Genomic DNA, 24,583 nt, shown 5'->3' with positions numbered 1-24,583 from the left:
ACCTTGTCACTCGTAAGGGCCGCGCGGAGGTGGCTGCGCGGGCCGCTAGGGTTGGCGGCGTGAGGATTCTGGTCATTGGCGGCGGTGCCCGCGAACACGCAATCTGTCGCTCGCTCTCCCTCGACCCCGAGGTCGTCGCGGTGCACTGCGCGCCCGGCAACGCCGGGACGGCCGAGGTGGCCACGCCGCACGCGGTGGACATGCTGGACGGCGCCGCTGTCGCCGCGCTCGCCGCCTCCGACGAGGTCCGCGCCGACCTGGTCGTCGTCGGCCCCGAGGCGCCGCTGGTCGCGGGAGTCGCCGACGCGGTCCGCGCACGGGGCATCCCCGTCTTCGGCCCGTCCGCCGAGGCCGCCGTGCTGGAGGGCTCCAAGGCGTTCGCCAAGGAGGTCATGGCCGAGGCCGGGGTCCCCACGGCGCGCAGCTACGTGTGCACCGGGCCGGAGGAGGCCGACGCGGCGCTGGACGCGTTCGGCCCGCCCTACGTGGTCAAGGACGACGGCCTCGCCGCGGGCAAGGGCGTCGTGGTGACCGACGACATCGAGGAGGCGCGCGCCCACGCGCGCGCCTGCGGCGGCGCCGTCGTCGTCGAGGAGTTCCTGGACGGTCCGGAGGTCTCCCTCTTCGCGGTGACCGACGGCGAGACCGTGGTGCCGCTGCAGCCCGCGCAGGACTTCAAGCGCGCCTACGACGCCGACGAGGGCCCCAACACCGGCGGGATGGGTGCCTACTCGCCGCTGCCGTGGGCGGACCCGAAGCTGGTGGACGAGGTCGTGGCCACGGTTCTGGAGCCGACGGTCAACGAACTGCGCCGCCGGGGCACGCCCTTCTCCGGGCTGCTCTACGCGGGCCTGGCGCTCACCTCGCGCGGAGTGCGCGTCATCGAGTTCAACGCCCGGTTCGGCGACCCGGAGACGCAGGCCGTCCTCGCCCGGCTCCGCACGCCGCTGGGCGGCCTGCTGTACGCGGCGGCGACCGGCGAGCTCGCCGACTTCCCCGCACTGCGCTGGAGCGACGGCGCGGCGGTCACCGTCGTGGTCGCGGCACACGGGTATCCGGCCGAGCCCCGCAAGGGCGATGCGGTCGAGGGGCTGGCCGAGATCGTCCGGGAGGACGGTCCGGACGCCTACGTGCTGCACGCGGGCACCAGGGCCGACGCGGACGGCACGGTGCGCAGCGCGGGCGGCCGGGTCCTGTCGGTCACCGCGACCGGGGCCGATCTGGCCGAGGCGCGCGAGCGGGCGTACACGGCCGTCGGGCGCGTCCGGCTGGAGGGCTCGCACCACCGCACGGACATCGCGGAGCGGGCCGCCGCCGAGGCGGCCGCGGCCGACTGAGCGGCCCGGAAGCCCCCGAAGGCCCCGGAGACCGGCCCGGACTCACCGGGGACGCGCCGGACTTGCCTGGACGCCCCGGACTCGGACGCCCCCGTACGCCCCGTACACGCTGGACGCTCCGTACGCTCCGGAAGCGCTGGACCTGCCGGACGCCTCGGACCCGGACGGCCCCGACTCGCCCGGACCGGAGCGGACGTCGGGCGCGCCGCGTGCGCCGGGGCGCGGCTCTGCATATCGGCATACCTGCGGCTCATATACCTCCCGCCCCCGCCGGGCAAGAGCTCTCCCCAAAGCCATTCCATCGAGTGAGGGCGTCCGCTTCCGGCTGACGCCCGCCGAGGCCCCGACTAGGGTGCCGCACAACTGCCGTGCAGCCGCCACCAGGGCTGCGCGGGCGGTGTGCGGTGGGGTCCGGCCGGCTGCGGGGCGCCCGGCCGACCGCCCGGCGACCGTCCGTCGACTGGCGCAGCGCGTATTGCGGTGTCGGAGCGCGGTGACACAGTGGGTGGGAGCCGGAGAGCCCGGTTGCGGACCCGAAGGTGCGGGGGTGAGACGTGCGCGGTTCAAGTGGTCTTGGTCCCGGCAGCCGAGCAGGGGCGCGTTCCGCACGCGCCCACGCCCTCGCCGTGCTGCGGGTGCGCAGCACGGTGCTCGCCCTGGCGCTGCTCCCGGCCGCCGCCGCGGTGATCCTCTGGACGGGGCGCACGACGGGGCAGTTCGGCCCCAGTTGGGAGACGGCGCGCTGGTCCGTGAGCGGGTTCGCCGTCGCCGTTCTCGGCTGCGCCGCGGTCGCCGGGCTCGCCATCTCCCGCGGCCGGCCGGCCGTGTCCCCGACGGTGCCGGTCGAGGAGCACGCGGCCCCCGACCTGCACGCGCTGGTCCGTGACCTCGCGGACCGGCTGGAGGTCCCCGCGCCCTCCGCCATCGCGCTCACCCCGGACTGCGACAGCTGGCTGGAGGACCGCACCCACGCACGCGCGGGCGGCGCACGCGGCGCGGCCCCCGTGCTGGTCATCGGCTCCCCCTTCCTGTGGTGGATGCGGGTCGCCGAACTGCGCGCGCTGCTGGCCCCGGTGGTCGCCGGCACCGGACCCTCCGCGCACCCCGACATAGCGGCGGCCCGCCGGGTCGTACGAGGGCTGGACGCGGCGGTGGCCAACGCCGAACGCCCCGCGGGCCCGTGCAGCGGTGACCCGGCGGCGGACGGGCCCGGCGCACCCGCGGCCCGGGTTCCCGGGGCGCTCGCGCGGGCGGTACGCGGCTGCGCGGCGCCGCTGCGCCGCGCGGTGCACCGGGCGGTGGGGCCGATCGCCCGGCTGATGCTCCGCGCCGCCGGTCCGCACGCCGCCGCGATGGAGCAGGGTGTCGCCGCTGCCGCCGCCGACCGCGCCCAGGCCGTCGACCAGGGGCTGCGGGTCGCGGCGCAGGAGCAGGTCGGCCTCGCCTACGCCGGCTGGGACCGGCTGCTGACCCGGGTGGCGCTGCCCGCCTGGCGGCTCGGCCTGTGGCCCACCCGGCTCGACGCCGGCGTGGTCTCGGCGCTCACCGAGCTGTCCCGGCGCGACCGGCTCGCGTCGGGTTTCACCTCGCGACTCGGTGAACGTCCCGCCTGCGACCTGCTGAAGGAGCCGGGCAGCACGGACGGCGCCGTCTCGCTGCTCGCCGCGCGGCTCTTCCTGGGGCCGCGCCCTCCGGTGCCCACGGCGCACGGGGCGGTCCCGGAGTGGACGCCGGTGGACTGGGCGGCCTACCCGGAGGAGGTCGTCGACCGCATCTGGCGCGCGGAGGCCGCCCGCCTCTTCGCCGCGCTGGACGCGCTCGGCCCCCCGGAGCCGGTGGGCGCGTCCCGGTCGGCCGCGAGCGCCGCGGCTCCGGCCTCGGCGGCTCCGGCCTCCGCGGTGCCGGTCGGCCGTCGGCTGCCGGAGTCCGCCTTCGCGCCGCCCCCCGGTGGGAGCGGCTCGCCGAGCGGGGCGCCCGCCGGGGAGGCGGGCTCGGAGTGGGCGGGACCCACCCTGGCGCGGGTGCTCGACCGGTTCGCCGCGGCGGGCGGAACCGACGCGTTGGCAGCGCGTATCAGCGCGGAAGTGGCGCGCGAGGAGGCGGCGAGCGCCCCCGGTGGTCTCGGTGCGAGCCCCGGCGCGGAGCCCCAGCCGGGTACCGGCGGTGCACACCTCGCGCCCTTGGCGCCGATGGGCCTGCCGCTGCAGCCGCCGCGGAGCGGCAAGGAGCTGCTGGCCGACCACGTCACCGCCGCCGTCTGCTGCGCCGCCGTCGACACGGCGGGTGCGGTACCGGGGCTGGACTGGCTGGACGGACCGGCGCTCTACATCGACGGCGAGCGCGCGGGCGAGCTGCCCTCGCTGGTGCTCGCCCTCGTCGAGGACGGTGAGGCGGTGGGGCTGCGGGACTGGTTGGCGGCGGCCGGGGTGCGGCCGGAGAAGCCCGTGCGGCTGGTCTGAAGATCATCTCCAGCCATTTAGCGACGAAGGGTGACCACACCCTTGCGTAATGTGATGTGCTGTCTGCCGTCACAACCGGGCGCAGCGGGTACGGGGAGGGAGCAGCGATGGGAACCGAGCGGACCGGACAGCCCGTACGGGAAGCCGAGCGGACCGAGCAGCAGCCCGCGTCACTCGTGCACGAGGTCGCCGGACCGACCGAACCGACCGAGCAGACCGAGCAGACCGAACCGACCCGGCGCTGGGAGTCGGGGGCGCTGGCGCACGCCGTGACCGATCCCTTCGGCCAAGGCCCCCTGCCGTGGCTGCGGGTGAGTGAGAACTACTTCGAGAACGGTCGGCTCGTCCCCTGGTACGTGGACTGCGTCGACCCGGCCCCCGGCCAGACCTCCCGCACTCCCGAGTTGGTGCGGGAGCTGGCGGGCGGCAGCCAGACCGTGCCCCGCCCCCGGACCCGCGGCCTCTCCAGCAGCGGCCCGCCCGCGGCGGACGACGTGCGCTGCCAGATCAAGGGCTTCGCCTCGGCGGCCGGCGGCACCCCGCCCGGCGAGTCCCTCGACTTCCGGATCACCGTCAATCCGCCGCAGCCCTTCAGCGTCGACGTCTACCGGATCGGACACTACGGCGGCGCGGGCGCCACCAAGGTCACCACCAGTCCGCGGCTGTCCGGCATCATGCAGCCCGCGCCGCTCACCGCCGAACGCACCGTCTCCTGCCACCACTGGTGGCTCTCCTGGCGCCTCCAGATCCCCGACTACTGGTCCACCGGCGCCTACGTCGCCGTCCTGACCACGGCCGACGGGCACCGCTCGCACATCCCGTTCACCGTCCGCGACCGCGACCCGGCCGATCTGCTCCTGATCCTCCCGGACGTCACATGGCAGGCGTACAACCTCTTCCCCGAGGACGGCCGCACCGGCGCCAGCCTCTACCACGCCTGGGACGAGGAGGGGCGGCTGATCGGCGAGAGCGAGGCGGCGATGACCGTCTCGTTCGACCGCCCCTACGCCGGCTCCGGTCTCCCCCTGCACGTCGGGCACGCCTACGACTTCATCCGCTGGGCCGAGCGGTACGGCTACGACCTGGCCTACGCCGACACCCGCGACCTGCACGCCGGGCACATCGACCCCACCCGCTACCGGGCCCTGGTCTTCCCCGGCCACGACGAGTACTGGTCCGTCCCGATGCGCCGGGCGGCCGAGCGCGCCCGGGACAGCGGCACGTCGCTGGTCTTCCTCTCCGCCAACACCATGTACTGGCAGGTCGAACTCGAAGCGCTGCCCTCCGGCGCCGCCGACCGGCTGCTGACCTGCCGAAAACGGCGCGGGCCCGGGCGCCCCGCACTCTGGCGCGAGCAGGGCGAGCCCGAGCAGGCGCTGCTGGGCATCCAGTACGCCGGACAGGTCGCCGAGCCCTACCCGCTGATCGTCCGCAACGCCGACCACTGGCTGTGGGCGGCCACCGAGGCGTACGAGGGCGACGAACTGCCCGGCCTCGTCGCCGGCGAGGCCGACCGCTACTACCCGCGCACCGCGCTGCCCCAGCACACCTCCCGGATCCTGCTGGCGCACTCTCCTTACCGCGACCGCGCCGGCGCACTCCGCCATCAGGAGACCTCGCTCTACCGCGCACCCTCCGGAGCGCTGGTCTTCTCCTCCGGCTCCTTCGCCTGGTCCCCGGCCCTGGACCGCCCCGGCTACATCGACACCAGGGTCCAGCGCGCCACCAGCAACCTCCTGGACCGCATCTGCAACAGGGAGTGACACCCCGCGGGCGCCCGCACGGCTCGCCGCCGGGCCGTGTCCCGGTGCCCGGGCCCGTGCGCCGTGTGCGGCCGCGGGGTGTGCGGGTGAACCGCCGGGCCGCCGCGACCCCGCGGGGCGTACCGCCCGGCACCCGGCGCGGGTGACAAGGAAGAATCGGGGCACCTGTAGGAAGCGCCGCAGGAAGCCGGCCCCCGCTGAGGAGAGAACGTGACGGGATTCGTCGAAAAGCCCGAGCCCGCCCAGGTCCCGGGCCTGGTGCACCTGCACACGGGCAAGGTGCGCGACCTCTACCGGAACGAGGACGGCGACCTGGTGATGGTCGCCACCGACCGGCTGTCCGCCTTCGACTGGGTGCTGCCGACCCTCATCCCGGACAAGGGCCGCGTCCTCACCCGGTTGTCCCTGTGGTGGTTCGAGCAGTTGGAGGACCTGCTGCCCAACCATGTGATCAGCACCGACGTGCCCGCGGGCGCCCCCGCCGACTGGGCCGGCCGCACCATGATCTGCCGCTCCCTGCGGATGCTGCCCGTCGAGTGCGTGGCCCGCGGCTACCTGGCCGGGTCCGGGCTGGCCGAGTACGAGGAGTCCCGCACCGTCTGCGGGCTCGCCCTGCCGGAGGGTCTGGAGAACGGCTCCGAGCTGCCCGGTTCGCTCTTCACCCCGGCCACCAAGGCAGCCGTCGGCGAGCACGACGAGAACGTCGACTACGAGGAGGTGGCCCGCCGGCTCGGCCCCGAGACCGCCGCCGCGCTGCGGCAGTCCACCCTCGCCGCGTACGACCGCGCCCGCGACATCGCCCGTGAGCGGGGCATCATCCTGGCCGACACCAAGTTCGAGTTCGGCTGGGACGACAACCGCACCGAGGACGGCGAACCGGTGCTCACCCTCGCCGACGAGGTCCTCACCCCCGACTCGTCCCGCTTCTGGCCCGCCGACCAGTGGCAGCCAGGACGCTCCCAGCCCTCGTTCGACAAGCAGTACGTCCGCGACTGGCTGGCCTCCGCGGAGTCCGGCTGGGACCGCACCTCCGAGCAGCCGCCGCCCGCGCTGCCCGAGGCCGTCGTGGAGGCCACCCGCACCCGTTACATCGAGGCGTACGAACGCCTCACGGGCGTCCCCTGGAGCTGACCCCCGACCCCCTCGCCCCCGCCGCTCCGGGGCCGCCACCCCGGAGCGGCGGGGCTCCCGGAAGGCGGCCGCCGACGGGGGTCGGCACCGGGCCCGGACACGCGTACGGCCCCGGTCGGAGGACCGGGGCCGTACCGCTGTCTGCCGAGCGGACGACGAGGCTCGAACTCGCGACCTCAACCTTGGCAAGGTTGCGCTCTACCAACTGAGCTACGTCCGCACACTCCGCGCCGGCCCGTGGAGCCGCCGTGGTGCGGGGCCCAGTATAGCCGGACCGGGTGCGGGGCCGGACCGTGTCCCGCGGGGCTCAGATCCAGCCTCGTGCGCGGGCCGTCCGGGCCGCCGCGTGCCGGTTCTCGGCGCCCAGCTTCGCGGCGGCGGCCGACAGGTAGTTGCGGACGGTTCCCTGGGTCAGCGACGCCTGCTCGGCGATCCGGGCGATCGGCGCCCCGTCCGCGGCCAGTTCCAGCAGCTCGGCCTCCCGGGCCGACAGCGGCGAGTCCCCCGCGCTGATGGCGTCGGCGGCCAGCTCGGGGTCCACGTACCGGCTGCCGCCGTGCACGCTGCGGATGATCTCCGCGAGCTGTTGGGCGGAGGCCGTCTTGGGGACGAAGCCGCGGACACCCGCCGCCAGCGCCCGCTTGAGATGCCCCGGACGGCTGTGGCTGGTGACGATCATCGTCCGGCAGTCCGGCACCGACTCCCGCAGCGTGGCCGCGACCCGCAGCCCGTCGGCGCCCGGCATCTGCAGATCGAGCACGGCCACGTCCGGGCGGTGCGCCCGGGCCATGGCCAGCGCCTCGGGTCCGGAGGCCGCCTCGGCGACGATGACCAGATCGTCCTCCAGCGCCAGCAGGGCGGCGAGCGCGCCGCGGATCAGATGCTCGTCGTCGGCCAGCAGCACCCGGACGGCGTCCCCGCCGGACGCCGCCACCTCGCCGGATTCCGCGGTTTCCTCACCCATGGCGCTCCCCTCTCGCCGCACCGGTGCCCTCGCCGACCCCGGCGTCGGCGAGCCGGGCCGCCTCCGCCTCCGGCCCCGCGGCCTCCGGTCCCGTCCCCGCGGCCCCTGGTCCCGCTTCCTCCGGCGCCGGTCCGGCACCGGAGGAAGCGGGTCCGCCGGGGCTGCCAGGGCCGTCCGGGGCTTCCGGCGGTGGTTGCGGGCGCCGGGAGCCGGACGCCGGGATCTCGGCCCGCAGCCGGAAGACCCGCGCCGTCTCGTCGCACTCGGCGGTCAGTGTGCCGTCCACGGCGGCCAGCCGCTCCCGGAGGCCGGTGAGCCCGCTGCCGCCCCGGCCCTGGTCCGGCCGCAGTCCGTCGTTCTCCATCACCAGCGCGGTGGCGCCCGCCGCGTCGCAGGTCAGCCGGATCACGCAGCAGCTCGCCTCCGCGTGCCGCAGCACGTTGGTGGCCCCTTCGCGGACCACCCAGCCCAGCGCGGCCCGCGCGCCGGACGCCAGGCCCGGCTCCGCGGACTCGATGCGGCAGTCCACCCCCGCGGCCCGCAGCACCGCGCGCGCCCCGGCCAGTTCGGTCTCCAGCCCCGTCTCGCGGTAGCCGCGGACGACGGCCCGCACCTCCGTCTGCGACTTGCGCGCGAGCTCCTGCACCTCCCGCATCTGCTCGGCGGCCGACGCGGCGCCCCGGCGGGCGAGCTGGGTGGCCAGCTCGCTCTTGAGCGCGATGACCGACAGATCGCGGCCCATCACGTCGTGCAGGTCGCGGCTGAAGCGCAACCGCTCCTCCGCGACCGCGAGCCGCGACTGCGCCTCCCGCGCCTCGTCGAGCTCCCGCATCACCGCCAGGTACCAGGCCGAGCAGCGCGGCGAGAAGATCCCGACCAGCCCGCCGATCGCCAGGACGAACAGCGTGCCGAGCAGCGCCGGCCAGGTCGCCCCGGCCGCGGCGAACGCGGCGGTGATCAGCACGCAGCCCCCGGCGGTCACGGCCGCCGAGCGGTGGCGCGGCACGGTGAGCCCGTAGACGCCCGTCAGACTCGGGAGCCCGGCGAACAGCGCCATCGTGGGGGCGGGATTGTCGTTCGCCACCCAGCCTCGCGCGATCAAGGCGGTGACCAGCGCGGTGGTGAGCAGGAACGTCACGAGTCCGGCGACCAGCAACCGGCGGGGCGGCTCCTGCCCGGTGCCCAGATAGGTGTCGATACCGCGCCGCAGGCCCCGCACCCCGAGCAGGCACTGGAGGAGCCCCAGCACGACGACGGCTCCCCCCATGACCGTCGCCGCCGGCGGTCCCGCCACCTGCACCGCGAACTGCGGCATGCCGCTCACGTAGAAGATCCAGGGGGAGAGCAGCAGCAACCAGTATGTCGAGACCTCGACCTGCTGCAGCTTGCTGCGCCGCTGCCACTTCCGCCGTTTCTCCCGGCCCCAGTGGATCATCGGTGGCCCGCCTCCCGTTCCGGAGCGCACCTCCCGTTCCGGTGCGCTCCGGCCACCGTAAGCGGCTCGGTGCCCGGCCGGGGAGGTCGGCCGCGAGGAGCTGCCGCCCGAACGCCGGGCGGTGGCCCGCTGTCGGGCCGCCTCGGGCCCGCTTCGGTCCCGGCCCCGGACGGTGGCGCCCGGTCCCGGACGGTGGCCCCCGGCCTCCCGGCGGCCCCCCGGTCGGTCTCGGGGGCCGCCGCCCGGGGCGGCCGGTCAGCGGCGGGGCTCCCACCGGAACCGCTTGCGCACCGCGTAGCCGCCCAGCGCCGTCCAGGCCACCGCGACCGCGAGCGCCCGCAGCGTCTCCGGGCCGCTGAGCTGCTCCGTCCAGCCGCTCCGCAGCAGGTCCATGACCGGCGTCATCGGCAGCCAGCGGCAGAACTCGGCGATCCGGTCGGGGTAGATCTCCAGCGGGATGAAGACCCCCGACCCCGCGAACGTCGCCAGCATCAGCGGCATCGGGGTGAGCTGCGCCAGCTCGGTGGTGCGGGTGAAGGCCGAGGAGGCGGCGGCCAGCGTCGCCATCAGCAGCATGCCGAGCAGCAGCCCGGCCACCAGCAGATCCGGCCGGGCCGGTGCTCCCACGTCCAGCAGCACGGCCCCGCCCGCCAGCAGCAGCACCGACTGGACGATCCCGATGGTGACGGACGGCAGCGCCGCAGCGCCCAGGATCTCCAGATCGTCCGCCTCCCCGGTGCGCAGCCGCTTGAGCACCAGCTCCTCGCGGCGGCCCACGTAGACGCCCACGAGATTGCTGTAGACGGCGAACAGCAGCACCATGCCCACCGCGCCCGGCAGCACGGTGGTGCCCACCGAGAGTCCGGTGCCGGACAGATCGGCCTGGTCGGCGGTGGACTTCAGGGAGAAGGCCATCACGGTCGGCAGCAGCAGCGCGATGAACAGCGCGGACCGGTTGCGCACCAGCAACGTCAGCTCCGCGCGGGCCAGCGCCCGCACCCGGCGCGCCGACAGCCTGCGCCACGCCCCTGCAGGGGCGTTCCGCACCGGCTTCCCGGCCGGTGCCGTGGTCGTCGTCCCGCTCATGCCCGAACCCCCGTCCTCTCTCCGGCCCCGGCCCCGGTACCGGTACCGGCGCCGGTCGTCGTGCCCGTTCCCTTGTCCGCTCCGGTCCCGGTGCCCGTTCCGGTGCCTGTTCCGGGACCCGTCCGATCCGGGCCGGAGTCCGGCCGGTTGCCCGCCTCGGCGATCTCCAGGAACGCCTCCTCCAGCGAGGCCGACCGGGCCTGCAGCCCCTCCAGCGTGATGCCGGACTCGCGGGCCCAGATCAGCAGCTCGGTGAGCGCCCACTGCAGCTCGTGCGTCCGCACCGCCACCGTCCGGCCGTCCACGGCGGCCGGCACGTTCAACGGCAGCCGCTCGGGGAGGACGCCGCGGGGGAGGCGGAAGGTGATCCGCGAGGGGCGCTCGGCCACCACCTGTTCGGGGGTCCCCGCGGCCACGATCCGCCCGGCCTGCATGATCGCCAGCCGGTCCGCGAGCTGCTCGGCCTCCTCCAGATAGTGGGTGGTCAGCAGCACGGTGGTGCCCTCGGCCCGCAGGTTGCGCACCAACTCGGCGGTGTCCCGGCGTCCTTCGGGGTCCATGCCGGTGGTCGGCTCGTCCAGGAAGAGCACCTCGGGCCGCCCGGTCAGCGCCAGTGCCAGATCCAGCCGCCGCCGTTCGCCGCCGGAGAGCTGCTTGACCCGTACGCCGGACCGGCCGCCGAGCCCGACGATCTCCAGGGCCTCCTGTGGCGGCCGGGCCTCGCTGGTGACGCCGGCCCACATCGTCGCGGTCTCCGCGACGGTGAGTTCGGAGGGGAAGCCGCCTTCCTGGAGCATCACCCCGGTACGGGGGCGGACGAAGGCGCGTTCGCCGTACGGGTCGAATCCCAGCACCCTCACGGTGCCGGCGCTGGGGCGGGCCAGTCCCTCCAGCACCTCCACCGTGGAGGTCTTGCCGGCTCCGTTGGTGCCCAGCAGCGCGAAGATCTCCCCCTCCCGCACCGAGAACGACACGTCCCGTACCGCTTCGAATCCTTGCTCGGTCTGCTCCTTGCGGCGCCCGGAGCCGGCCCGGCCCGCGTAGCGGCGCTTGAGTCCTTCGACCTCGATCGCGTCCATGCCCCCAGGTTTCCGCCGGTCGAGGCGCGCGGGCAGTGCACGCGGTCATGGGTGTGGATGACGAATGTCATCGGAGGCCGGCGGAGGTCGGTGCCGCGGGCCGGGACAGGGGGAGGCGAGGAGGCTGGGAGGCGAGGAATCGCGCGCACCGGGAAACACGAAGAACGGCCCAGGTCCGGGGACCGGGGCCGTTCCTCACTGAAGTGAGCGGACGACGAGGCTCGAACTCGCGACCTCAACCTTGGCAAGGTTGCGCTCTACCAACTGAGCTACGTCCGCATTGCCCCCACCCGGCTTTCACCGAGTGGTGCGACCAATACTCTACCTGATCGTTTCCGACCGGAGGTCCGTACTGGAGAGCGGGTGACAGGAATCGCACACTGCGCCTCCCTCTTGGAAAGAGGGCGCTCTACTACTGAGCTACACCCGCACGCTTGCTTGAGGTCTTCCCTCGGGGGGCTTCCCTCGCGGCGTGCCTTGACTCTAGCCGATCACCCGGGGTCCCTGGCAAGTCGAGCCCCGAACCGGCCCGTTCCGGCCCGTCACGCCCATGGCGGACACTCCGGACCGCCGCGCCGCTCCTCGGGCGGCCGACGCCGCGGGGAGGGTGCGCCGCGGGTGCCGCCGGGCCGGGAGGGCCGGTACGAGCGGAGCGGCCGGGGCGGGTCGACGGGGCGGGGGCGGCGGTTCAGCTCGCGGCGCGGAACGCCTCGTAGACCTTCTTCGGGATGCGCCCCCGCGCGGGGACGTCGAACCCGTTGGACTCCGCCCAGGCCCGCACGGCGCGCGGGTCGGGGTCGATCGACGTGCGGCGGTAGGTCTTGCCGGACCGCGCCCGCTTGCGGCCGGCCTCCACGAAGGGGGCCAGCTCGGTGCGCAGCTGCTTCGCGTTCTCGGCGTTCAGGTCGATCTCGTACGTCTTGCCGTCGAGGCCGAAGGAGACCGTCTCCGCGGCTTCTCCGCCGTCGATGTCGTCGGAGAGCATGACCACTACGCGCTGTGCCACGGGATATCGGTCCTTCCTGCAGGATCACGAAAGGGGGTCACCCGGCATTGCGGCTTCCTCGGCAAGCCCCCCGCCGATCGGCGGGTACGCAGGGCGAACCCGAGTAGGAGACGGGTTCATATTCAACTGTGTGCGACGCTTCGGCACCGGAGTGCAAAGGGCGCACAAAGATTGCGGCCCACGGAATTAGTTCCGCTTCCGGCCGCAATCGGGACCCTACTTTTTTCCCGCCGTTTTTCCCAGTGCTTCGTGAAGTCCCGGTGCGGCCGGCCAGGATATCAACGCGCGTAGATCCTGGCGCCGGGTACGCTGGCCAGCGCAGCGCCCCGCTAAGCACTAGGAGTACCTGTGGCTCGCGTCGTCGTCGACGTCATGCTGAAGCCGGAGATCCTCGACCCCCAGGGACAGGCGGTGCAGCGTGCACTGCCCCGGCTGGGTTTCGAGGGCATCTCCGATGTCCGCCAGGGCAAGCGCTTCGAACTCGAAGTGGAGGGCCCCGTCGACGCGGCCGCCCTCGCCCGCATACACGAACTCGCCGAGACGTTTCTCGCCAACACCGTGATCGAGGACTTCACCGTCCGCGTCCAGGACGCGGACGGCAGCGAGCGCCCGGCCGGTGACGGCGACCCGCACGGCGGGAACACCGGGAACGCGACCTCCGAAGGAGCAGTGGCGTGACCACCCGTATCGGCGTCGTCACTTTCCCGGGCTCCCTCGACGACAGCGACGCGCGCCGCGCCGTGCATATCGCCGGTGCGGAACCCGTCGCCCTCTGGCATCGCGACGGGGACCTGCGCCGGCAGCAGGTGGACGCGGTCGTGCTGCCGGGCGGATTCTCCTACGGCGACTATCTGCGGTGCGGCGCAATTGCCCGCTTCTCCCCCATCATGGAGGCGGTTGTCGAACAGGCGAAGGCCGGAATGCCGGTACTCGGCATCTGCAACGGTTTCCAGGTCCTGTGCGAAACCCATCTCCTCCCGGGCGCGTTGACGCGCAATGATCATCTGCACTTCGTCTGTCGGGACCAGCGGCTCCGGGTCGAGAACGCGGAGACCGTGTGGACCGCGGACTACACCGGCGGCCAGGAGATCGTCGTTCCGCTGAAGAACGGCGAGGGCGGCTACGTCGCCGACGAGCGCACCCTGGACGAGCTGGAGGGTGAGGGCCGGGTCGTCGTCCGCTACCTCGGCGGCAACCCCAACGGTTCGCGCCGGGACATCGCCGGAATCACCAACGGGGCCGGGAACGTGGTCGGCCTCATGCCGCATCCCGAGCACGCGGTCGAGGCCCTCACCGGGCCGACGACCGACGGGCTCGGATTCTTCACCTCGGCCTTGAAGAAGCTGGTCGCCTCATGAGCTCCCACCCCCTCGACACCGTCAAGCACGCCGAACACACCCCCGACACCGCGCTCCCGTGGGCGGAACTCGGCCTCAAGCAGGACGAGTACGACCGCGTCCGGGAGATCCTCGGCCGCCGTCCCACCGGTGCCGAGCTGGCCATGTACTCCGTGATGTGGTCCGAGCACTGCTCCTACAAGAGCAGCAAGGTGCATCTGCGGCAGTTCGGCGAGAAGGCCCCGACCGAGGGCCCGGGCGCCGAGGCGATGCTCGTCGGCATCGGCGAGCAGGCCGGTGTGGTGGACGTCGGCCAGGGCTACGCGGTCACCTTCAAGGTCGAGTCGCACAACCACCCCTCGTACGTCGAGCCGTACCAGGGCGCGGCCACCGGCATCGGCGGCATCGTCCGCGACATCATCGCCATGGGCGCCCGCCCGGTGGCGGTGATGGACCCGCTGCGGTTCGGTGCGGCCGAGCACCCCGACACCAAGCGGGTGCTGCCGGGGGTCGTCGCCGGGATCGGCGGCTACGGCAACTGCCTGGGCCTGCCCAACATCGGCGGCGAGGTCGTCTTCGACCCCTGCTACCAGGGGAACCCGCTGGTCAACGCCTTGTGCGTGGGGGTGATGAAGCACGAGGACATCCACCTGGCCAAGGCCGCGGGCACCGGCAACAAGGTCGTCCTCTACGGCGCGCGGACCGGCGGCGACGGCATCGGCGGCGCCTCCATCCTCGCCTCCGAGACCTTCGACGCGGAGAAGCCCAGCAAGCGCCCCGCCGTGCAGGTCGGCGACCCCTTCCAGGAGAAGCTGCTCATCGAGTGCACCCTGGAGGCGTTCCACGCCGACCTGGTCGTCGGCATCCAGGACCTGGGCGCCGCGGGCCTCTCCTGCGCCACCAGCGAGCTGGCCTCCAACGGCTCCGGCGGTATGCAGGTCGAACTCGACACCGTGCCGCTGCGCGACTCCTCGCTCTCCCCCGAGGAGATCCTGATGTCGGAGTCCCAGGAGAGGATGTGCGCGGTCGTCGAGCCCGACAAGGTCGACCGCTTCCTGGAGATCTGCGAGAAGTGGGAGGTCACCGCGACCGTCGTGGGCGAGGTGACCGACGGCGACCGGCTGGAGATCTTCTGGCACGGCGAGAAGATCGTGGACGTCGACCCGCGCACGGTCGCGCACGAGGGCCCCGTCTACGAACGCCCCTACGCGCGCCCCGACTGGCAGGACGCGCTGCAGGCCGACGACCCGGCCGAGCTGCCCCGTCCGGCGAACGGCGAGGAGCTGCGGGCTGCCGCGCTCGCCCTGGTCGGTTCCCCGAACCAGGCCGCGAAGTCCTGGATCACCGACCAGTACGACCGCTACGTCCTCGGCGACACCGTGCTGGCTCAGCCCGAGGACAGCGGCATGATCCGGATCGACGCGGAGACGGGCCTGGGCGTCGCCGTCGCCACCGACGGCAACGGCCGCTACGCCAAGCTCGACCCTTACGAGGGCGCGCGGCTGGCGCTCGCCGAGTCGTACCGCAACGTCGCCGCCACCGGCGCGCGCCCGCTGGCGGTCACCGACTGCCTCAACTTCGGCTCCCCCGAGGACCCGGCCGCGATGTGGCAGTTCGCCGAGGCGTGCCGCGGGCTCGCGGACGCCTGCCGGGAGCTGGGCACTCCGGTCACCGGCGGCAATGTCTCGCTGTACAACCAGACCGGCGAGGCCGCCATCCACCCGACCCCGGTGGTCGGCGTGCTGGGCGTCATCGACGACGTCGCCCGGCGCACCCCGATGGCGTTCCGCGACGAGGGCCACCTCGTCTACCTGCTCGGCGACACGCACGAGGAGTTCGGCGGTTCGGCCTGGTCCCAGGTCGCGCACGGCCATCTGGGCGGCCGCCCGCCGCGGGCCGACCTGGAGCGGGAGCGGCTGCTGGCGGAGATCCTGATCTCCGCGTCCCGCGACGGCATGGTCGACGCGGCGCACGACGTCTCGGACGGCGGCGTCGTCCAGGCCCTGGCCGAGTCCTGCCTCAAGGGCGGCAGGGGTGCGCGGATCGTCGTCCCGGACGGGCTCGACCCCTTCGTCTTCCTCTTCTCGGAGTCGCAGGGCCGGGCGCTGGTGGCCGTGCCGCGCAGCGAGGAGGTCCGGTTCACCGACATGTGCGCGGCGCGCGGGCTGCCCGCGGCGCGCATCGGCGTGGTGGACGGGGAGGCGCTGGAGGTCCAGGGCCAGTTCTCGCTCCCGCTGGCGGAGCTGCGGCGCCACCACGAGGCCACGATCCCGGAGCTCTTCGGCTGACCGGCCCAGGCCCCGGGCCGACGGGCCCCGGACCGACGGGCCCCGGACCGACGGGCCCCGGGCCGACGGGACCCGGACCCGGACCTACCGGCCCAGCGTCCGCGCCGACCGGCCCCGGACCCGCTCCGACCCGTCCCGGTCCCGGTCCCGGACCCGGTCCCAGACCCGGCCCGCGCCCTCCCGCCCCTCCGCAGGGCGGGAGGGCGCGGGAACCCGCGGCCCGCTAATCTCACGCGTATGCCGCCCGCCCGACGCACCACCCCGAACGGAAGAGACCGGCGCACCTACGACCCGACCCGCGTCCGCACGGCGCTCATCAACCAGGTCGAGTCCGTGGCCGACGCCGCGCACCGCCTCGTACCGGAGCAGCACGCCCTCCCCTCCGGGTTGCCCGGCTGGGACGTGCACCACCTGCTCGTCCACATCGCCCGGCAGATCGACTCGGTGCCCCGCCTGCTGGGCAGGCCGGGGACGGAGGTCTCCGGCCAGGCCCCGCAGGTCACCCTGTCCCGGTGGGCCCTCGCGGCGGCGACCCGCGCCGAGGTGCTGGACGAGGAGACCCGTGCGGAGGCGGCGGCCTCGCCCGACGGCCCGGAGCGCGTCGACCGGGCCGTCGCCGATCTGGAGCCGGTCCTGGAGTCCTGCGTGCGCGAGGACCTGCTGGTCCCGCACGCCTTCGGCACGATGCGGATGCTCGACTACACCGTGACCCGGCTGGTGGAGCTGGTGGTGCACAGCGACGACCTGGCCCGGGCCACCGGGTTGCGGATCGTGCTGGACCGGCAGGCGACGGCGGCCGCGGTCCGGCTGCTCGCGGACGCGCTGGCGGCCAAGGCGCCGGGCGCCTCGGTGGAGGTGCGGATCCCGCCGTTCGCCGTCGTCCAGGCCGTCGAGGGCCCCCGGCACACCCGCGGCACCCCGCCGAACGTCGTCGAGACCGATCCGCTGACCTGGCTCCGGCTGGCCACCGGCCGGGTCGCCTGGGCCGAGGCGCTGGCCGGCCCGCAGCTGACCGCGAGCGGCGCGCGCGCCGATCTGTCGCCGGTGCTGCCGGTACTGGGCTGAAGGTCACAGGTCCCGGGTTCGGCACAGCGGGCGGCTGGCCGTAGACTCGAAGCGTGCCACGTGGTGACGGAAAGCTCAGCCACGACCTCCTCCCCGGTGAGAAGGGCCCTCAGGACGCATGCGGCGTCTTCGGGGTCTGGGCGCCGGGGGAAGAGGTCGCGAAGCTCACGTATTTCGGCCTGTACGCCCTGCAACACCGCGGTCAGGAGTCCGCGGGCATCGCAGTGAGCAACGGATCCCAGATCCTGGTCTTCAAGGACATGGGCCTGGTCTCACAGGTCTTCGACGAAACCTCCCTCGGATCCCTGCGCGGCCACATCGCCGTGGGTCACGCGCGCTACTCGACGACAGGCGCCTCGGTCTGGGAGAACGCCCAGCCCACGTTCCGCGCCACCGCCCACGGCTCGATAGCCCTGGGCCACAACGGCAACCTGGTCAACACGGCGCGGCTGGCGGAACTGGTCGCAGAGCAGGCCGACGTGCCCGGCGGCCGGGCCACCCAGGTGGCGGCCACCAACGACACCGACCTGGTCACCGCGCTGCTGGCGGGCCAGACCGACGCGGACGGCAAGCCGCTCACCGTCGAGGAGGCGGCGCCGCAGGTGCTGCCGCAGGTCAGGGGCGCGTTCTCGATGGTCTTCATGGACGAGGACACGCTCTACGCGGCCCGGGACCCGCAGGGCATCCGGCCGCTGGTGCTCGGCCGCCTGGAGCGCGGCTGGGTGGTGGCCAGCGAGACCTCGGCGCTGGACATCGTCGGCGCCAGCTTCATCCGGGAGATCGAGCCGGGCGAACTGGTCGCCATCGACGAGGACGGACTGCGCAGCCAGCGGTTCGCCGAAGCAAAGCCGAAGGGCTGTGTCTTCGAGTACGTCTATCTGGCGCGCCCGGACACCGACATCGCGGGCCGGAACGTGTACCTCTCCCGGGTGGAGATGGGCCGCAAGCTCGCCGCCGAGGCCCCGGCTGACGCCGACCTGGTGATAGCGACCCCGGAGTCCGGCACCCCCGCCGCGATCGGCTACGCGGAGGCCAGCGGTCTCCCCTACGGCTCCGGCCTGGTCAAGAACAGCTACGTGGGCCGTACCTTCATCCAGCCCTCGCAGACGATCCGGCAGCTCGGCATCCGCCTCAAGCTCAACCCGCTCCGGGAGGTCATCCGGGGCAAGCGGCTGGTCGTCGTGGACGACTCGATCGTCCGCGGCAACACGCAGCGCGCCCTGGTGCGGATGCTGCGCGAGGCCGGCGCGACCGAGGTGCACGTGCGGATCTCCTCGCCGCCGATCAAGTGGCCGTGCTTCTTCGGCATCGACTTCGCCACCCGCGCCGAACTGATCGCCAACGGGCTGTCGACCGACGAGATCGGCAAGTCGCTGGGGGCGGACTCGCTCTCCTACATCTCCACCGACGGGATGATCGAGGCGACGACGATCCCCAAGGACCAGCTCTGCCGGGCCTGCTTCGACGGGGAGTACCCGATGGAGCTGCCCGACCCCGAACTGCTGGGCAAGCACCTGCTCGAAACCGAGGCGGGCTCCGACGTCGACGGCGTCAACACCCTCGCCTCGGGTGTGGGTGCCGCGGACGCGCTGAAGCGCCCCTAGCCCTGCGCGCCGTCCCCGCCCGCACCGTGCGTACCCCGCCCCGCCCGGCCGCGTCCCGCCGTCCGCTGCCCGCAGCGCCGCGGGGTGCGGACGCGGCGGGGCACCGGATCCGCGGCGCGGCGGTCTGTCCGCGGCGCCGGTCCCGCTCCTCCCTCCGCACCCACACACGAGAGACGTACCGATGACACACAGCGAAGGCGTCAGCTATGCCGCCGCCGGCGTCGACATCGAGGCCGGCGACCGTGCCGTGACGCTCATGAAGGAGTGGGTCGCCAAGACCCGGCGCCCCGAGTCGATCGGCGCGCTCGGCGGCTTCGCGGGCCTCTTCGACGCCTCCCGGCTCAAGGGCTACACGCGCCCGCTGCTCGCGTCGGCCACCGACGGTGTCGGCACCAAGGTCGCCATCGCGCAGCGCATGGACGTGCACGACACGATCGGCCACGACCTGGTGGCGATGGTCGTGGACGACCTGGTCGTCTGCGGTGCCGAGCCGCTGTTCATGACGGACTACATCTGCGTGGGCAAGGTCGTTCCCGAGCGGGTGGCGCACCTCGTCAAGGGGATCGCCGAGGGCTGTGTGCTGGCGGGCTGCTCGCTGGTGGGCGGCGAGACGGCGGAGCACCCGGGGCTGCTGGGGCCGGACGAGTACGACGTGGCGGGTGCGGGCACCGGCGTGGTGGAGGCCGACGCGCTGCTGGGGCCGGATCGCATCCGTACGGGGGACGTGGTGGTCGCCATGGCCTCCTCCGGGCTTCACTCGAACGGGTACTCGCTGGTGCGGCACGTGGTCTTCGACCGCGCCGGATGGGAGCTGGACCGGCAGGTGCCCGAGTTCGGCCGGACCCTGGGCGAGGAGCTGCTGGAGCCGACGAAGATCTATTCGCTGGACTGCCTGGAGCTGACCCGGACCACCGAGGTGCACGCCTTCTCGCACGTCACCGGGGGCGGACTGGCCAGCAACCTGGCGCGGGTCGTTCCCGAGGGGCTGCACGCCTCCGTGGACCGCTCGACCTGGACCCCCGGCGCGGTGTTCGACGTGGTCGCCGGCGCCGGCGGGGTGGCACGGGCCGAGCTGGAGAAGACCCTGAACATGGGCGTCGGCATGATCGCCGTCGTGCCCCGCGCTTCCGTGGACATCACCCTGGCGACGCTGGCCGACCGGGGCGTGGACGCCTGGGTGGCGGGAGAGATCACCGAGCGCGGGGACCGCACGGAAGCGGTCACCCTCACGGGTGACTATGCACGCTGAGCGCTACCTGGCAGGCACTGTGCGGCCGGCGGTGACGGCCGGCGCCGCACGACCGTCCGGGCGGTCTGTCGGATCCGCGGCGCACGTCGGCTCCGTGCGGCGCGGGAAGTCGGCGGAGCGCGTCGCCGCGCTGCTGCCGGGGACGTGTCCGCTGCCGGGAGTCCGCCGCCGGACGGCGGCCGCGGCAGCACCGCCGTACCCCCCGTGGGGGTACGGCTGGGTCGTGCCGCGGAGTCGCAGCGCACGCCAGAACCCGGTCCGGCGGTTGCCGGACCGGGTCAGTACGGGCGAACGTCAGGCGCCGCGGCGCTTCGACCGGGGGTCCGACGACCCGGGCGCACCCGCGTCGTCGTCCTCCTCTTCGTCGTACAGATCCACGTACTGTGCGTACGGGTCGTCCTGCTCATCGTCCTCGAAGCGTTCGCCGTTCGGCGACTCGTTCGATGTCGATGCGCCCAGCTCCTCGGCCAGGCGCGATAGGTCTGTCCCGCCAGTGTTGTACTTCAGCTGGCGGGCGACCTTCGTCTGCTTGGCCTTGGCCCGGCCGCGCCCCATGGCTCGACCCCCTCAACGACGGGGCTCGACGGCCCCAGAGTCTTGACACGCGTTCATGGTTCATAGCGGCCTCTCGAGCGAGAGACCGGTACTCAGGGCTTCAACGGTACCTGCTTCCGCCGCCGTACGGTACGTCGCCCGCATGACGCGGCCGCCGTCCGACGCGCCCGTCGACCCTTCTCGTGCTGGTCAGTGGTGATTTTACCTTCCTGTAGCGGAGGGACCCGCCGCGGGGTGGTGAGACCACTGTCACGGTGGTTCCCTCCGCTGTCCACCGGCCCGGTTCCCGGGGGTTTCAGCGGCCCATGCGCTGCTCGGCGAGCCGGTCCGCGGCGACGACCGGGGGAACGCCGTCCGCTTCCGCGCGTTCGAAAATGGCCGTCGTCGTCGCGCGGATCTTCTCCGCCTTTGCCTTCGCACGTGCGAAGTCAAAGCCGTGGAGCTCGTCCGCGACCTGGATCACGCCGCCCGAGTTGACCACGTAGTCGGGCGCGTAGAGGATGCCGCGCTCGGCCAGGTCCTTCTCCACCCCGGGGTGCGCGAGCTGGTTGTTGGCGGCGCCGCAGACGGCCGCAGCGGTGAGTACCGGCACCGTCTCCTCGTTCAGCGCGCCGCCCAGGGCGCACGGCGCGTACAGATCCAGCCCCTCGGTGCGGATCAGCGCGTCGGTGTCCGCTGCGGCCGACACCGGGGCACCCGGGTGTGCGGCCAGCACGGTGCGTACCGACTCCTCTCGGACGTCCGTGACCACCACCCGGGCCCCGTCCTCCAGCAGGTGCCCCACCAGGTGCTTGCCGACCTTGCCGACCCCGGCGACACCGACCAGCCGGCCGCGCAGCGTGGGCGCGCCCCACAGCTGCTGCGCGCAGGCCCGCATGCCCTGGAAGACGCCGAAGGCGGTGAGCACGGAGGAGTCGCCCGCGCCGCCGTTCTCCGGCGAGCGGCCGGTCGTCCAGCGGCACTCCCGGGCCACGACGTCCATGTCCTGCACATAGGTGCCGACGTCGCAGGCGGTGACATAGCGTCCGCCGAGGGAGGCGACGAAGCGGCCGTACGCACGCAGCAGGGCTTCGGTCTTGATCTGCTCGGGATCGCCGATGATCACAGCCTTGCCGCCGCCGTGGTCGAGACCGGCCAGCGCGTTCTTGTAGGACATCCCGCGCGCGAGGTTCAGCGCGTCGAGCACCGCGGCCTGCTCGGGGTCGGCCGAGCCCGGGTAGGCGTGGAAGCGGGTGCCGCCCAGCGCCGGGCCGAGTGCGGTGGAGTGCAGCGCGATGACGGCCTTCAGGCCGCTGGGCCGGTCCTGGCAGAGCACGACCTGCTCGTGTCCGCCCTGTTCGGAGCGGAAGAGCGTGCTGATGACCGGATCCCCGGTGGGGGCTCCGGCGGGAACGCTTGCAGAAGGTGATACCTCGATCACGGTAGTGACTCCTGGAATCGCGTCGTAGCCCTCGGCGGACGCGCCGCTTGTGGCAGTCGTAGCCCGGGGAGGGCCGGTCGGGATGCAGCGTACGACCTGCGCGTCACGGGCACGTTGCGGTCCCACGATCGGGGTAGTCAACTGTCTCCCAGGCTCGCTCATGAGACCGGCATGTGGAGGCGTGGAGCTTGGAGGCAATGCGTGGCTGAGAATGCGTCCGTCGTCGTCCCGTACGCGGCGTACCTGCGGGTCTACGAACCGCTGGCGGCCTTCCCCGAGCCGGAGCGCTCGCACTGGATCGCGTATGCGAAACAGCGGCGCCTCCCGACGGCGCAGGACGAAATCCGCCGCGCCCTGGCGGATTTGATCCCGGTGCCGCCCGTGGCGGTGCCGGTCGGCGAGAGCGCCGAGGCGTTCGTGACGGAGGTGGACGGTGTCACGTGCGTCTGCCCCTGGCGCACCCGGCTGCGGAGCTGGCAGGCCCTGGCGGCTCTCACCCAGGCCGCCGAGGACCGCGAGATCGACCTGCCGCAGTCGGTGCTGGACGCCGCGTTGCCGCCGGTGGTGCGGCGGCAGGCCGTGGCCGACTACGAGCAGTGGCGGGAGCGCAACCCCGACGCGCGGCCCTGGATCCGTACCGCGCTGTGGCATGTGCCGGTGCGCTGGTTCGTTCTCTTCGAGGACGAAGAAAGGGAGTTTGCGAAGCCGGAATCCGGTCAGGAGAGCGGACAGCAGTTCGTTTTCCGTTATCGCACGCCCATGGTCCAGGCGAGGCGCCGCCTCGCCCGCGGTCTGAAGGTGCTCCGCGAGGAACTGGAGGAGGGACCGCTCGTCGAGGGACTGATCGACGTGGGCCGCTGGCTGGAGGAGTTCCACCCGCGCTCCCTGGTCGAGCTGGACTACGGCGGGCTGGCCCACGCCATCCCCGAGGAGCAGTTGGCGGGCGACCGCTCCGCCGCCGATGTCGCGGAGGGCCTCGCGGCCCTCCGCGCCGGCGACGGTGAGCGTGCCGGTGCGGCTTACGAGCGGCTGACAGCGCGCTGGAGGGCGGTTCGCCGACTCCAGTACGCGAGCTGAGGCGCGCCCCCTGCCGGGCGCCCGGGGTCGCCTGCGGGCCCGGGACCGGGGGAGCGGCGGCTGTCCGGAACGGGTTCCGCGGGAGGAGTGGGACCTACGTCCCGAACCGGGTGATTGCCTCAAGCGTGACGGATTGCACTTAAACGGGTCTTGCTCTCAGAGCTACCCCTCGTGTCAAAATAGGACAAGGAGTCCGCACGGGGCTCCTTCCGTCCAACTAAGGGCGGATAGATCGGTATTGCGCTCCTTGGTGGGTCTGATGCCCCTTGCTCCCTGTTGTGACTGATCGTCACAGGGGGGTGACTGTCCGCTATGGGACGGTCCATCGGCTTCCGCCGAGGTTGAACACCTGAGAGGGCAATTCCATCGGTTTGGCCGACGTGGCTGGACAGATGGTGTAGTTGTAGTGCCGAGGACAAGCCGTTCGTCCTATAACCGACTCGGCTCGCGTCCGCCATATCGGGCAACGCGGGTCAAGGTGCAGAATTTAGAGGAAAGAACCGTGATGGTTCGGTTCTCCCGAGGAGGCCGCTCATGACCGCTCGCACCCCTGATACCGAGCCGCTGCTGACCCCGGCTGAGGTTGCCACGATGTTCCGCGTGGACCCCAAGACGGTCACGCGCTGGGCAAAGGCGGGCAAGCTCACGTCCATCCGCACGCTCGGAGGGCACCGCCGCTACCGCGAAGCGGAGGTTCGCGCCCTGCTCGCGGGTATCCCGCAGCAGCGCAGCGAAGCCTGATCAGGGTTCCTGAGCAGGCGCAACAGCACCACACAGGGGCGTTTTCCGGGGCCCCACCCCACGATCCGCCCACTGCGCACCACGCGGCCGAACCGCTGCCCCAACAGCGGCTCTCCGTTTGATCGCGCTGGACTCCGCCGGGTCCAGCGCGATCTTTTTGTGTCCGCGAACCGGCGCCCCGAGCCGTCGCGCCGGGGGCCGTTCGGGGAGTGCTCCGGCGGGTGTTCCGGGGAGGCCGGCGGGCTGCGCCTTCCTGCGCTTCGACGGGTGCCCCTGAGTGGTTGTGCGCGCGGCTGTGCGGTCCGTTCGGCGCCTGGTGCAATTGCACATATTAAATTGAGGCGGCCTGAGGGGTGCTCAAGTTCCCGAACAGTACGGCCAATCCGGGTGACACCCGTCACGCCGGGAAGGTGTTGTGGTGATCACTCACGGTGCGGTAATGCACCAACGGCGGTGCCCCATCCGTCACTTGCGTTTCCGGTCGGCCTTCCCGGGATCCGCCATCGCCAGCTGCAGCAGCCGGTGGCAGAGCGAGCAGTGCCGCGTCGCATGGCGCCGCCGTCCCGCGGCCGCGAGATGGGCCCGCAGGAGTGCCCGCGCCTCCTGCCGCGCTCCGTGCGCGGATTCCTCGATCACGGGTCACCTCCTCCCGTGCCAGGACTACCCCCCGGCCCCCCGCCCGTCAAACATCGGCGGAGGTTTCAGGGCGGCCGGGGCCTCGGGGAGGGGCAGGACTCCGGGGCGGCAGGGCTTCCGGGCGGGGAGGGGCTCGGGACGGAGCCGGCGAACGCGAGAGAGCCCGGCAGTCGTCGACTACCGGGCTCTCGAATCGATGCGGTCCTGACGGGATTTGAACCCGCGGCCTCCACCTTGACAGGGTGGCGAGCACTCCAAACTGCTCCACAGGACCTCGCGAGATGGAACTCTACAGCAGGTCAGGGGGCGGGAGCGAACTCACCCTGAGTTGCACGGTAACCACTCAGGGTG

Annotated in this window: 20 protein-coding genes and 4 tRNA genes; 12 read left to right on the top strand and 12 right to left on the bottom strand. The window is 73.1% G+C overall.

Translation table 11 applies throughout. The annotated features are described in order from the left end of the window. The first annotated feature begins 59 nt into the window (after positions 1-59). From purD to ACFYNS_RS08915, 4 genes are all read left to right on the top strand, one after another. Positions 60-1,337: a phosphoribosylamine--glycine ligase gene (gene purD, locus ACFYNS_RS08930; protein WP_360299571.1), complete on the top strand. Its 1,278-nt coding sequence runs from the start codon at positions 60-62 to the stop codon at positions 1,335-1,337. A gap of 554 nt (positions 1,338-1,891) precedes the next feature. After that, the gene (locus tag ACFYNS_RS08925) at positions 1,892-3,796 is read left to right on the top strand and encodes a hypothetical protein (RefSeq protein WP_388601734.1); all 1,905 of its coding nucleotides are present in this window, start codon (positions 1,892-1,894) and stop codon (positions 3,794-3,796) included. A 107-nt stretch (positions 3,797-3,903) separates the two neighbouring features. Next, positions 3,904-5,559 carry a N,N-dimethylformamidase beta subunit family domain-containing protein gene (locus ACFYNS_RS08920; protein WP_388601731.1) on the top strand — a complete coding sequence of 552 codons (1,656 nt, stop codon included), beginning with the start codon at positions 3,904-3,906 and terminating at the stop codon, positions 5,557-5,559. Positions 5,560-5,769: 210 nt separating this feature from the next. Then, complete coding sequence (locus ACFYNS_RS08915; RefSeq protein ID WP_360299562.1) at positions 5,770-6,690, top strand: phosphoribosylaminoimidazolesuccinocarboxamide synthase; 921 nt, start codon at positions 5,770-5,772, stop codon at positions 6,688-6,690. Positions 6,691-6,837: 147 nt separating this feature from the next. On the opposite strand, the gene ACFYNS_RS08910 is transcribed toward ACFYNS_RS08915, so the two are convergent. From ACFYNS_RS08910 to ACFYNS_RS08875, 8 genes are all read right to left on the bottom strand, one after another. Further along, positions 6,838-6,910, bottom strand: a tRNA-Gly gene (locus ACFYNS_RS08910). Between the two features lie 87 nt (positions 6,911-6,997). Beyond that, positions 6,998-7,654, bottom strand: a complete 657-nt coding sequence (locus tag ACFYNS_RS08905; RefSeq protein WP_360299541.1) for a response regulator transcription factor — start codon at positions 7,652-7,654, stop codon at positions 6,998-7,000. Next, entirely contained in the window at positions 7,647-9,089 is a 1,443-nt protein-coding gene (locus tag ACFYNS_RS08900) for a sensor histidine kinase (protein WP_388601728.1), read from the bottom strand. Before ACFYNS_RS08900 ends, ACFYNS_RS08905 begins: the two co-directional genes overlap by 8 nt. A gap of 255 nt (positions 9,090-9,344) precedes the next feature. Further along, positions 9,345-10,175 carry an ABC transporter permease gene (locus ACFYNS_RS08895; protein ID WP_360290343.1) on the bottom strand — a complete coding sequence of 277 codons (831 nt, stop codon included), beginning with the start codon at positions 10,173-10,175 and terminating at the stop codon, positions 9,345-9,347. Then, complete coding sequence (locus tag ACFYNS_RS08890; protein ID WP_360290341.1) at positions 10,172-11,254, bottom strand: ABC transporter ATP-binding protein; 1,083 nt, start codon at positions 11,252-11,254, stop codon at positions 10,172-10,174. The genes ACFYNS_RS08895 and ACFYNS_RS08890 overlap by 4 nt, the downstream gene beginning before the upstream one ends. Before the next feature lie 206 nt (positions 11,255-11,460). Next, positions 11,461-11,533, bottom strand: a tRNA-Gly gene (locus tag ACFYNS_RS08885). Positions 11,534-11,612: 79 nt separating this feature from the next. Next, positions 11,613-11,684, bottom strand: a tRNA-Gly gene (locus ACFYNS_RS08880). A gap of 258 nt (positions 11,685-11,942) precedes the next feature. Next, a complete protein-coding gene (locus ACFYNS_RS08875) occupies positions 11,943-12,260 on the bottom strand; it encodes an Lsr2 family protein (RefSeq protein WP_026004379.1) in 318 nt (105 codons plus the stop codon). Positions 12,261-12,608: 348 nt separating this feature from the next. Between ACFYNS_RS08875 and purS the strand changes: the two genes are divergently transcribed. The 6 genes from purS to purM all read left to right on the top strand — a co-directional run bounded on the left by purS (position 12,609) and on the right by purM (position 19,803). Further along, a complete protein-coding gene (gene purS, locus ACFYNS_RS08870; protein ID WP_360290339.1) occupies positions 12,609-12,938 on the top strand; it encodes a phosphoribosylformylglycinamidine synthase subunit PurS in 330 nt (109 codons plus the stop codon). Then, positions 12,935-13,618: a phosphoribosylformylglycinamidine synthase subunit PurQ gene (purQ, locus tag ACFYNS_RS08865; protein ID WP_388601724.1), complete on the top strand. Its 684-nt coding sequence runs from the start codon at positions 12,935-12,937 to the stop codon at positions 13,616-13,618. Before purS ends, purQ begins: the two co-directional genes overlap by 4 nt. Then, the gene (gene purL / locus ACFYNS_RS08860; RefSeq protein ID WP_360290335.1) at positions 13,615-15,885 is read left to right on the top strand and encodes a phosphoribosylformylglycinamidine synthase subunit PurL; all 2,271 of its coding nucleotides are present in this window, start codon (positions 13,615-13,617) and stop codon (positions 15,883-15,885) included. The genes purQ and purL overlap by 4 nt, the downstream gene beginning before the upstream one ends. Before the next feature lie 237 nt (positions 15,886-16,122). After that, positions 16,123-16,950, top strand: a complete 828-nt coding sequence (locus tag ACFYNS_RS08855; protein ID WP_360290333.1) for a sterol carrier family protein — start codon at positions 16,123-16,125, stop codon at positions 16,948-16,950. Between the two features lie 53 nt (positions 16,951-17,003). After that, on the top strand, positions 17,004-18,554 hold the full coding sequence (gene purF, locus ACFYNS_RS08850) for an amidophosphoribosyltransferase (protein ID WP_360290331.1): 1,551 nt from the start codon (positions 17,004-17,006) through the stop codon (positions 18,552-18,554). 181 nt (positions 18,555-18,735) lie between these two features. Then, positions 18,736-19,803: a phosphoribosylformylglycinamidine cyclo-ligase gene (gene purM, locus ACFYNS_RS08845; protein WP_360290329.1), complete on the top strand. Its 1,068-nt coding sequence runs from the start codon at positions 18,736-18,738 to the stop codon at positions 19,801-19,803. A gap of 294 nt (positions 19,804-20,097) precedes the next feature. Here the strand turns inward: purM and ACFYNS_RS08840 are convergent, their stop codons facing one another. Together ACFYNS_RS08840 and ACFYNS_RS08835 are read right to left on the bottom strand one after the other, a co-directional pair. Continuing rightward, entirely contained in the window at positions 20,098-20,358 is a 261-nt protein-coding gene (locus ACFYNS_RS08840) for a DUF3073 domain-containing protein (protein ID WP_276478707.1), read from the bottom strand. A gap of 295 nt (positions 20,359-20,653) precedes the next feature. After that, positions 20,654-21,778 carry a Glu/Leu/Phe/Val dehydrogenase dimerization domain-containing protein gene (locus tag ACFYNS_RS08835; RefSeq protein ID WP_360290327.1) on the bottom strand — a complete coding sequence of 375 codons (1,125 nt, stop codon included), beginning with the start codon at positions 21,776-21,778 and terminating at the stop codon, positions 20,654-20,656. 201 nt (positions 21,779-21,979) lie between these two features. Between ACFYNS_RS08835 and ACFYNS_RS08830 the strand changes: the two genes are divergently transcribed. Together ACFYNS_RS08830 and bldC are read left to right on the top strand one after the other, a co-directional pair. Further along, on the top strand, positions 21,980-22,855 hold the full coding sequence (locus ACFYNS_RS08830; RefSeq protein ID WP_360290325.1) for a hypothetical protein: 876 nt from the start codon (positions 21,980-21,982) through the stop codon (positions 22,853-22,855). Between the two features lie 534 nt (positions 22,856-23,389). Beyond that, positions 23,390-23,596: a developmental transcriptional regulator BldC gene (bldC, locus tag ACFYNS_RS08825; RefSeq protein WP_019355084.1), complete on the top strand. Its 207-nt coding sequence runs from the start codon at positions 23,390-23,392 to the stop codon at positions 23,594-23,596. 465 nt (positions 23,597-24,061) lie between these two features. Here bldC and ACFYNS_RS08820 read toward each other — a convergent pair whose 3' ends face one another. Then, entirely contained in the window at positions 24,062-24,232 is a 171-nt protein-coding gene (locus ACFYNS_RS08820; RefSeq protein WP_388601719.1) for a DUF6274 family protein, read from the bottom strand. A 199-nt stretch (positions 24,233-24,431) separates the two neighbouring features. Beyond that, a tRNA-Asp gene (locus ACFYNS_RS08815) sits at positions 24,432-24,506 on the bottom strand. Positions 24,507-24,583: the final 77 nt, after the last annotated feature.

Source organism: Streptomyces sp. NPDC006925 (assembly GCF_042869575.1).
In the GTDB taxonomy this organism is placed as follows: Bacteria; Actinomycetota; Actinomycetes; order Streptomycetales; family Streptomycetaceae; genus Streptomyces.
The sequence above is the reverse complement of the archived record's forward strand: the minus strand, read 5'-3'. Positions and strand labels throughout refer to the sequence as shown.